This is a genomic window from Mesorhizobium sp. CNPSo 4670, from assembly GCF_057784235.1.
Map to the genome: position 1 here is coordinate 1 of NZ_JBWJFQ010000043.1, position 9,291 is coordinate 9,291.

The following is a 9,291-nucleotide window of genomic DNA, read 5'->3' on the forward strand; positions in this document are numbered from 1 at the left end:
TTCGAAAAGCCGAACGAAAACATCGGCTTTGACCCAATCGCGGTAGCGCTTAAAAACGGTGTTCCAGCTCCCGAAGAAGGCTGGAAGGTCACGCCACGGACTTCCTGTCCGCACGATCCAAAGCAAGGCTTCGATGAAGCGGCGATTGTCACCGCCACTTCGTCCGGGATCGCTTGGCTTACCCAGGCAATGCGGTTCCATCTTCGCCCATTGGGCGTCCGTCAGCACAAATCGTTCCATCCAAAGCTTGAATCACAATCCAGGCTCAGGGGGAATCCCGAATCTCAACAAGCCTTAGGACATAAAGACCGCTTCTCGATCAAGCACCGACTGCGCTACCAGCTAGAGGTATGGACGAAGAGGGTGACGACGCCGGCGAGGAGAGCGACGGCAGCGACGCCAGGCGCTGGGTCCTCGGTCTTGACTTAATCGGCGGCGATGTACAGGGACTGGCGAGAGCTGAATCATAACCGCGCATACACCTGCTGCGGCTGATGGAGGGAGGCCGTTGGACGAGAACGATCCGGAGAAAGAGCAGATCGAGACGATTTTTCGCAACGGTACCATCACCGTCGTAGGGATCTTGCTTGCCTTTTCGCTCGGCTTCGTCACGCATTGGGCTGCCAATCCCATGCCGTGGGGATTTTACGACCTGGTTGCCGTTCTGCCGATACTGGTCGGCATCGCGTTGCAGATGCGGGCGCTGTCCATGCTGCTCGACATGAGTTCGCTGCGCCGACCCATTTACGAGCGCGCTAACCGCATCTTTATGGCGGGGCTCATCCTGACCGCATGCGGCGTGGGGCTGGCGATCCTGCTAGATGTTTTCGAGATGTCGGCGAAGGGTTCGCTGCCCGGCGCTTGACGGCCCTGCGCTTAGGCCCTGCCGACGGGCCTCAAGTCCAGGTCTCCGCTGATGCCCCTCCTAAGCGGCGCCACCATCTCCGCGAAGAGCCTCTTTGTCCTCTCTCGAAATATTGGTGGATGTTAAATGTGGGGGGTCGGATTGCCGAAATTAGAATTGTCAAAATTTCGCATGGGTTTTGGGTTGGCAGGAAGACCCATGCGCGGGCGTGGATGGATCAAGGCGTTGCGCCAGTACTAGGGCCCGAGGCGCTGCGTGCACTGCCGAACTGGAGCTCGACCTCATGGTGACCACACCTATGGGACGCCATCGACGTTTCGAAGCCGGACATGAACTTCGCAATGCGAAGGCCCTGAAGCGTCATGAGGAATGCATCGCCGAAATACCCGAAAAATGTAGGCGCTAACGGTAGCGTCGCCGCTTTCAATCCCTGTAGCGCGGATGCGGCTGGCCGGCAGCGAACAGATGTCGACTGCTCGGCTAACTCGTCGCCGCGCGACCACATCGTAGGCGGGGTCGATTGTCGCGCTCTTCCCGGCGCCTGAGGTCGCGGAGATCACCGTATGCCGTCGCGCGACGAGCCGTTTTGGACCTTTCCTCGAGCGCGATACATGGGGTAGCTCAGCCTGCCCGCCGCAAATTCTGATGCCGCATCCGAGCTACGCTGAGCAGGCAGGTCTCGTCGCTAACTCCGTCTTGGAAAAGTCCAACGAGATCAGAGGCAAGGTTCTCGGCTTCTGGTGACCCTGGCTGGATCTGGCACTCCTGGCAAACCTGGTCGAAAACCGACTTGAGGCTTTCCAAATCACTAGGATAGAGGGCTGGGTTAAGGTTGAGACGATCGATCATCTGGGCCTTCCTAGGGCTGCGATACTGAACGAAACAGAGGGCGGAGACGAGGAACCCGCCGACACGCGAAAATGAGCCCGCCGAAAGGGGTTGTCATTAAAAAAAGTTGTCGGGTGACGGCTTGGAGAATTTTTGACATCCCGATGTAGGTCACGGATGCCTGCGCAGCGTTTTGGCCTGGCAGTCTTCAGCAAAACAGGATCGAAGGCCACGAGCCTGGTCATTGTGGCGCTTCGTCAGTCTGGAGCCACCCACCAAAGGCGTATATCCAGCGCAAGAATTGTCTTTCCCGTGCTAGGGATGCATGACGCCTTGGTCAACATCCGACCAGCCGATCTTCCCGACCTTCCAATCCCGCGAGATCACCGACAGGCAAGGCGGACGCGTCGGAGCATTGCAGCCGGCGGGGCGAGCTCTGATGGTAGCTCTGGTCGGATCGACCGTTGTTTAGATAACACCGTTGAGGAGGTTATAAAATCGAAGGTTCGAAAGGCCCACGGATCCTCGCAAGAGTTGGACCAGGCCAGCTCGCCGAACTCCGGTGTCACAGACAACCATCGCCCCAATCGCAGCTCCAAGTGACAAGGACGTGCTCATCGGCGAAGGCAGAAGTAGTTGGACTCCGTTAGGCTAGAGCCCTGCGTGAAAGGCATCAAGCCATACTTCGAGACTTGCGGCGTCGGTGAGCGGGACAGCAGGACGGTCGGCTGCATACAGGGCGGTCGGGAGTTAGCATCACGCGTCGGCCGACTTGCTCGGCGCGAACGAGCCCTTCCGCTGCAGGGGCGGCTCGACTCGTTGTCCGGGAAGGGCAGCCAGAGCGTTGCCCGAGCCGGATACCCAACTTTGAGTGTAGCGCCAGCTGCTAGAGGCAAAAATCCTGAGGCTCTGATCTGGATCAGGGCAAACAGGCCGGGACTGCGCAATCAATGCGTTGCGGATTTGGCGTCCGCCGAAATTTTCAGATCGGGACTTGCGATGAAATTCGGCACAGAGATCGTCCTTCTAAGCCTGTTTGCCTTTTGTGCCCTTGTGGCCGCCGGCTTTGGCGTGGACGGACCTTTTCGGCAGCACATGTGGGTTTTGTTCTTCGCCGCCACGGGCTTCACCGCAATCCTGCTACGCAACACGGATTTCAAGCCGGCCGTTCCGGTCGACCCGTCCGCCTATATGGATGGTCCGATCCGCTATGGCGCCATCGCGACGGTATTCTGGGGCGTCGTTGGCATGCTGGTCGGCGTGATCATCGCGCTGCAGCTTGCTTATCCCGATCTCAACATCCAGCCCTGGTTCAATTTCGGCCGCCTGCGGCCGCTGCACACATCGGGCGTCATCTTCGCTTTCGGCGGCAACGCGCTGCTCTGCACGTCCATGTACGTGGTCCAGCGCACCTCGCGCGCGCGCCTCTTTGGCGGCAATCTCGCCTGGTTCGTGTTCTGGGGCTATCAGCTCTTCATCGTCATGGCCGCGACCGGCTATCTGCTCGGCATCACCGAAGGCCGCGAGTATGCCGAGCCGGAATGGTATGTCGACATCTGGCTGACGATCGTCTGGGTCGCGTATCTCATCCTGTTCCTTGGCACCATTTTGAAGCGCAAGGAACCTCACATCTACGTCGCCAACTGGTTCTATCTCTCCTTCATCGTCACCATCGCGATGCTGCATGTCGTCAACAACCTGTCGATGCCGGCGTCATTCCTGGGATCGAAGAGCTACTCGGCCTTTTCCGGTGTCCAGGATGCGCTGACGCAGTGGTGGTACGGCCACAACGCCGTTGGCTTCTTCCTGACCGCCGGTTTCCTCGGCATGATGTATTACTTCGTACCCAAGCAGGCGAATCGGCCGGTCTATTCCTACCGCCTTTCGATCATCCACTTCTGGGCGCTTATCTTCCTCTACATCTGGGCCGGCCCGCATCATCTTCACTACACCGCCTTGCCCGATTGGGCGCAGACGCTGGGGATGGTGTTCTCGATCATGCTGTGGATGCCCTCCTGGGGCGGCATGATCAACGGCCTGATGACGCTGTCGGGCGCCTGGGACAAGATCCGCACCGATCCGATCATCCGCATGATGGTTGCGGCAGTCGCCTTCTACGGCATGTCGACCTTCGAGGGTCCGGTCATGTCGATCAAGACGGTCAACTCGCTGAGTCATTACACCGACTGGACCATCGGCCACGTGCACTCCGGCGCGCTTGGCTGGGTCGGCATGATCTCGTTCGGCGCGATCTACTACATGGTGCCCAAGCTGTGGAACCGCGAGCGGCTCTATTCGCTGCGGCTTGTCACATGGCACTTCTGGCTGGCGACGCTTGGCATCGTTGTCTACGCCGCTGTCATGTGGGTGTCCGGCATCATGCAGGGCTTGATGTGGCGCGAATACGACGAGCAGGGCTTCCTGGTCTACTCCTTCGCCGAAACCGTGGCCGCCATGCACCCCTACTATGTCATGCGCGCCATCGGCGGGGTCATGTACCTCTCCGGCGCCCTGATCATGGCCTGGAACATCGGCATGACCATTCGCGGCTACCAACGCGAGGAGGATCCGATGCCGGGCTCCGCGCCCGCCCTCGAGCCTGCGCAATCAGGAGCCAGAAAATGGGCTTGATGGACAGGCACGCGACCATCGAGAAGAACGCCACGCTGCTTCTTGTCGGATCCCTGCTGGTCGTGACCGTCGGCGGCATCGTCGAGATCGCGCCGCTCTTCTATCTCGACAACACGATCGAGAAGGTGGAGGGCATGCGGCCTTACTCGCCGCTCGAACTTGCAGGACGCAACATCTACGTGCGCGAGGGATGCTACCTCTGCCACAGCCAGATGATCAGGCCGTTCCGCGACGAGGTGGAGCGCTACGGCCATTACAGCCTGGCGGCGGAGTCGATGTACGACCACCCGTTCCAGTGGGGGTCCAAACGCACCGGACCGGATCTCGCGCGTGTCGGCGACCGTTACTCCAACGCGTGGCACGTCCAGCACCTTACTGACCCGCGTTCCGTCGTGCCGGAATCAATCATGCCGCGCTACGCCTTCCTGGCTGACACGCTGATCGAGGTGAAGGACTTTTCTACGCAGCTCGTCGCCAGCAAGCGCGTTGGCGTCCCATACACCGATGACATGATCTCGCACGCCAACGCCGATCTGATGGCACAGGCTGATCCCAATGCCGACACATCGGGCCTTGAGGCCCGCTACCCGAAAGCCAGGATCGGCGACTTCGACGGCAATCCGCAGCAGGTAACCGAGATGGACGCCCTCGTCGCCTATCTGCAGATGCTCGGCACGCTCGTCGATTTCAAGAACTACGACGAAGCCACTGGCTACCGCTGAGGAGAAACAACCGATGGATTACAATTTGACGCGCGAATTCGCCGACAGCTGGGGCCTGCTCGCCATGGTGCTCTTCTTTGCCGGATGCGTCGCCTTCGCGCTCCGACCGAGCGGTTTCAGCCAGGCTGATGAAGTCGCGCGCATCCCCTTCAAAGACGACTGATCATGAGCACACAGTATATCGATGATATGTCGGGCATCTCGACCACCGGTCATGAATGGGACGGCATCAGGGAACTCAACAACCCCCTTCCGCGCTGGTGGGTGTTCACCTTCTACGTCACCATCGCATGGGCGATCGGCTACACCATCGCGTATCCCGCCTGGCCGATGCTGAGCTCCGCCACCAAGGGCGTTCTGGGCTTTTCCAGCCGCAACGCGGTCAAGAACGAGCTGGCGGCGGCAGAGTCCGCCCAGGCCGAATATATCGCGGCGATACAGTCCAAAACCGCTTCGGAAATTGCGGCCGACGACACATTGCGCGAATTCGCCGTCGCTGCCGGCTTTGCGGCGTTCCGGGTCAATTGCGTGCAGTGCCACGGCTCCGGCGCGCAAGGGTCGAAGGGTTTTCCCAATCTCAATGACGACGATTGGCTGTGGGGCGGCAAGGTCGAGCAAATCCAGCAGACGATTTCACACGGCGTGCGCTTCACGACAGACCCGGATACGCGCGTGTCGGAAATGCCCGCTTTTGGCGACATCATTACGGCTGAGCAGATCACTCAGGTCAGCGCCTATGTGGCGAGCTTGTCGGGACCGGTCAAAGACGCCAGCATGGTCGAGCCTGGCGCCAAGGTCTTCGCGGACAACTGCATCGCTTGTCATGGTGAGAATGCAAAGGGTGACAAGGAGTTAGGCGCACCCGATTTGACCGATGCAATCTGGCTCTACGGACCGGGCGAGACGGCCATCGCCGCCCAGGTCCGCACCCCGAAACAAGGCGTAATGCCGGCCTGGATCGAGCGTCTCGGCGAGATCAAGGTCAAGGAATTGGCTGTCTATGTCCATTCGCTTGGCGGCGGAGAATAGGCGGCGGCCTATTCTCGACCCTCCCCGCGCCAAGCGACGAGGCCCGGCTCACGCCGGGCCTCGACCATTGCGATAACCGGCGGGATGCTGTGTGCAATGGCGGCAAACCTTGCCCCACGGCGGCCAGAACCATGGTCGGCGTCGGCCGCGAAATCGTCGCTTGTGACTGGAGCTTCTCGTGCTTGACAACAAGCAGATAGGACGGCTGAAAGCCGAAGCGGTCAATTCCGCAAAGACACGACAGCCGCTTTACGCCGCGCGCAAGAAGATCTTTCCGAAACGCGCCCCTGGCCGTTTCCGCCAGTTCAAATGGCTGGTGATGGCGATCACGCTCGGTATCTATTACCTGACGCCGTGGCTGCGGTGGGATCGCGGCGCGTTCGCGCCCGACCAGGCAGTGCTGCTCGATCTTGCCAACCGTCGCTTCTATTTCTTCTTCATCGAAATCTGGCCACAGGAGTTCTACTACGTCGCCGGCCTGCTGATGATGGCGGGCGTCGGCCTTTTCCTGATCACATCGACGGTCGGCCGAGCCTGGTGCGGCTACACCTGCCCGCAGACCGTCTGGGTCGACTTGTTCCTAGTGGTAGAGCGCGCGATCGAAGGCGATCGCAACGCCCGCATCAAGCTCGACGCCGGGCCATGGACGGCACGCAAGCTGGTGCTGCGTATATCCAAACATGCCATCTGGCTGGTCATAGCGGCAGCCACCGGCGGCGCCTGGATCTTTTATTTTGCCGATGCGCCGACGCTGATCGGCAACGTCTTCGATGGCAGCGCGGCACCGGTGGCTTATGTGACCATCGCCGTGCTGACGGCGACCACCTACACGTTCGGCGGGCTGATGCGGGAACAGGTCTGCACCTACATGTGCCCGTGGCCGCGCATCCAGGCCGCCATGCTCGACGAGAATTCGCTGACGGTGACGTATAATGACTGGCGCGGCGAGCCGCGTTCAAGACATGCCAAAAAGGCCTCGACCATCGGGCAATCGGTCGGCGACTGCGTCGATTGCAATGCCTGCGTCGCCGTCTGCCCAATGGGCATCGACATCCGTGACGGCCAGCAGCTGGAATGCATCACCTGCGCGCTGTGCATCGACGCCTGTGACAGCGTCATGGACAAGCTCGGCCGGGAACGCGGGCTGATCTCCTATGCAACGCTGGCCGACTACAACGCCAACATGGCGGTGGCGACCGCGGGTGGGACAAGTTCAGTCAATCCATCGCTGGTAAGAACAACGAGTGGCGCTTTCGTCGACGGCCTGGCGCATTTTCATCTGGGCAAGATCTTTCGCTTGCGCACCTATGTCTATCTCGGCGCATTGTCGGCCATCGGCCTGGTGCTCGCCCATTCTCTGCTGACGCGCGAGCGGCTTGAGCTGAATGTGCTGCATGATCGCAACCCGCAGTTCGTGACACTCTCGGACGGCTCGATCCGCAACGGCTACACGGTCAAGCTGCTCAACATGATAGCCCAGCCGAGAACGATCGATGTCGCGCTACAAGGTCTCGAGGGCGCTGAGATGAGCATCGTCGGCCTCGACCAGCGGCCAAGTTGCTCGTTCTCGATCGCTGTCGAACCCGACCGGCTGAAGATGCTCAAGATCTTCGTTAGGCAACCCGCGGACCGCATCAAGGAGCCGGTGCAGAGTTTCCAATTTCGGATCGTCGACAAGGCGAGTTCCGAATCCGCCGAATACACCGCCAGTTTCAACGCGCCGGAGAACAGCAGATGAGCGCCGAAATGCGAAAGCCGCGCGAGTTCACGGGACGGCATATGCTGATCTCCATTCTTGTCTTCTTCACCGTCGTGATCGGGGTCAACGTTATGTTGGCCACGCTCGCCCGGAAGAGTTGGACCGGGTTGGTCGTTGAGAACACCTATGTCGCCAGCCAGCATTTCAACGAGGAAGCGAGGAAGGGAAGGGCACAAGCCGCACTAGGCTGGACAGGCAAGCTAAGCATCGCCTCGGGCGAGGTACGCTACCGGCTTGTCGACAGCCGGGGCAAGCCGGTGCCGTTGCATGGCGTCAGGATGCTGTTCCGCCACCCGGCTTACGAAGCCGAGGACGAAGCCGTGACACTTGTCGCATCGGCCGGCGGTGCGCCTGGGAACACGCAGGAGTTTGCCGCCCGGCACACGCCGAAGGATGGCGTCTGGATCCTCGAGATCGATGCCGACGCCGGACTGACGTCGCCGTTTCGTGACGTTCGCCGCGTCATGGTTTCGAAAGGAGGCCTGCAATGAGCTGCTGCGCGCCGGGCGGCGGAATGGCGTTGGAGGTCGCCGCCCCGGCGTCCTCATCGCCGTCGAGCGACGAGATCAAGCTGGCCAGCCGCTCCCTGGGCAGCGACATTCACCAGACCGACCTGTCGGTGCCGACGGTCCATTGCGGCGCTTGCATCCAAGCGATCGAGGCTGCGCTCGGCAGGGTCGAGAACGTTGAGTCCGCTCGCGTCAACCTGTCGACGAAGCGCGTGTCGATTCGCTGGCACGGAGACAGCGTCCCGCCATTCTTTGCCGTGCTCGGTCGGCTCGGCTATCAGGCGCACCTATTCGACCCGGAAATTCACGAGAAGGACAAAACGTTTTCGGAGTTGATCCGCGCCGTCGCGGTGGCAGGCTTCGCGGCCGGCAACATTATGCTGCTGTCGGTGTCGGTGTGGTCCGGTGCGGAGGGTCCGACGCGGGATTTGTTTCATTGGCTGTCGGCGCTAATCGCCATTCCGGCCCTCGCCTTTGCCGGCGGCATCTTCTTCCGCTCGGCCTGGAATGCGTTGCGCCACGGCCGCATGAACATGGACGTGCCCATCGCGGTCGGGGTGTCGCTCGCCTACGCCATGAGCCTCTATGAGACGATCAACCATGGCGATCACGCCTATTTCGATGCGGCGGTGTCGCTGCTGTTCTTCCTGTTGATCGGCCGTACGCTGGATCATGTCATGCGGGAACGTGCCCGCACCGCCGTGAAAGGCCTGTCGCAGCTCGCCGCGCGTGGCGCCATGGTCCTGCGCAGCGATGGTGCACGCGATTACCTGCCGGTTGGCGAGATCGAACCAGGCATGCTGCTGCTGATCGCAGCCGGCGAAAGGATACCCGTCGACGGCAAGATCGTTCAGGGGGCGTCGGATCTCGACTGCTCGCTGGTTTCCGGCGAGAGCACGCCGAAAACCGTGGCGTCGGGGGAACGGGTTCAGGCCGGTACGCTCAATC

At 60.8% G+C, this 9,291-nt stretch carries 10 protein-coding genes; 8 read left to right on the forward strand and 2 right to left on the reverse strand.

Annotation, left to right across the window (positions count from 1 at the left end; all coding sequences use genetic code 11):
• The coding region (locus AC0ZT5_RS34540) for a transposase (protein WP_488497990.1) at window positions 1–228 on the reverse strand (228 nt) is incomplete at its 3' end.
• Between the two features lie 280 nt (window positions 229–508).
• Between AC0ZT5_RS34540 and AC0ZT5_RS34545 the strand changes: the two genes are divergently transcribed.
• Window positions 509–865: a hypothetical protein gene (locus tag AC0ZT5_RS34545; protein ID WP_488481543.1), complete on the forward strand. Its 357-nt coding sequence runs from the start codon at window positions 509–511 to the stop codon at window positions 863–865.
• Between the two features lie 621 nt (window positions 866–1,486).
• On the opposite strand, the gene AC0ZT5_RS34550 is transcribed toward AC0ZT5_RS34545, so the two are convergent.
• Window positions 1,487–1,714, reverse strand: a complete 228-nt coding sequence (locus tag AC0ZT5_RS34550; protein ID WP_488500086.1) for a hypothetical protein — start codon at window positions 1,712–1,714, stop codon at window positions 1,487–1,489.
• Between the two features lie 978 nt (window positions 1,715–2,692).
• Between AC0ZT5_RS34550 and ccoN the strand changes: the two genes are divergently transcribed.
• The 7 genes from ccoN to AC0ZT5_RS34585 all read left to right on the forward strand — a co-directional run.
• Complete coding sequence (gene ccoN, locus AC0ZT5_RS34555; protein WP_488500087.1) at window positions 2,693–4,324, forward strand: cytochrome-c oxidase, cbb3-type subunit I; 1,632 nt, start codon at window positions 2,693–2,695, stop codon at window positions 4,322–4,324.
• Window positions 4,315–5,046: a cytochrome-c oxidase, cbb3-type subunit II gene (gene ccoO, locus AC0ZT5_RS34560; protein ID WP_488500088.1), complete on the forward strand. Its 732-nt coding sequence runs from the start codon at window positions 4,315–4,317 to the stop codon at window positions 5,044–5,046. The genes ccoN and ccoO overlap by 10 nt, the downstream gene beginning before the upstream one ends.
• Before the next feature lie 13 nt (window positions 5,047–5,059).
• A complete protein-coding gene (locus AC0ZT5_RS34565; RefSeq protein WP_488500089.1) occupies window positions 5,060–5,209 on the forward strand; it encodes a cbb3-type cytochrome c oxidase subunit 3 in 150 nt (49 codons plus the stop codon).
• A 2-nt stretch (window positions 5,210–5,211) separates the two neighbouring features.
• Window positions 5,212–6,075: a cytochrome-c oxidase, cbb3-type subunit III gene (gene ccoP / locus AC0ZT5_RS34570; RefSeq protein WP_488500090.1), complete on the forward strand. Its 864-nt coding sequence runs from the start codon at window positions 5,212–5,214 to the stop codon at window positions 6,073–6,075.
• A 178-nt stretch (window positions 6,076–6,253) separates the two neighbouring features.
• Window positions 6,254–7,813 (forward strand): cytochrome c oxidase accessory protein CcoG, encoded by a 1,560-nt coding sequence (ccoG, locus tag AC0ZT5_RS34575; protein ID WP_488500091.1) that lies wholly within the window; start codon window positions 6,254–6,256, stop codon window positions 7,811–7,813.
• Window positions 7,810–8,325, forward strand: a complete 516-nt coding sequence (locus AC0ZT5_RS34580) for a FixH family protein (RefSeq protein ID WP_488500092.1) — start codon at window positions 7,810–7,812, stop codon at window positions 8,323–8,325. Before ccoG ends, AC0ZT5_RS34580 begins: the two co-directional genes overlap by 4 nt.
• Window positions 8,322–9,291 (forward strand): heavy-metal-associated domain-containing protein (locus AC0ZT5_RS34585; RefSeq protein ID WP_488500093.1); only part of this gene is annotated, 970 nt, incomplete at its 3' end. The genes AC0ZT5_RS34580 and AC0ZT5_RS34585, both read left to right, overlap by 4 nt.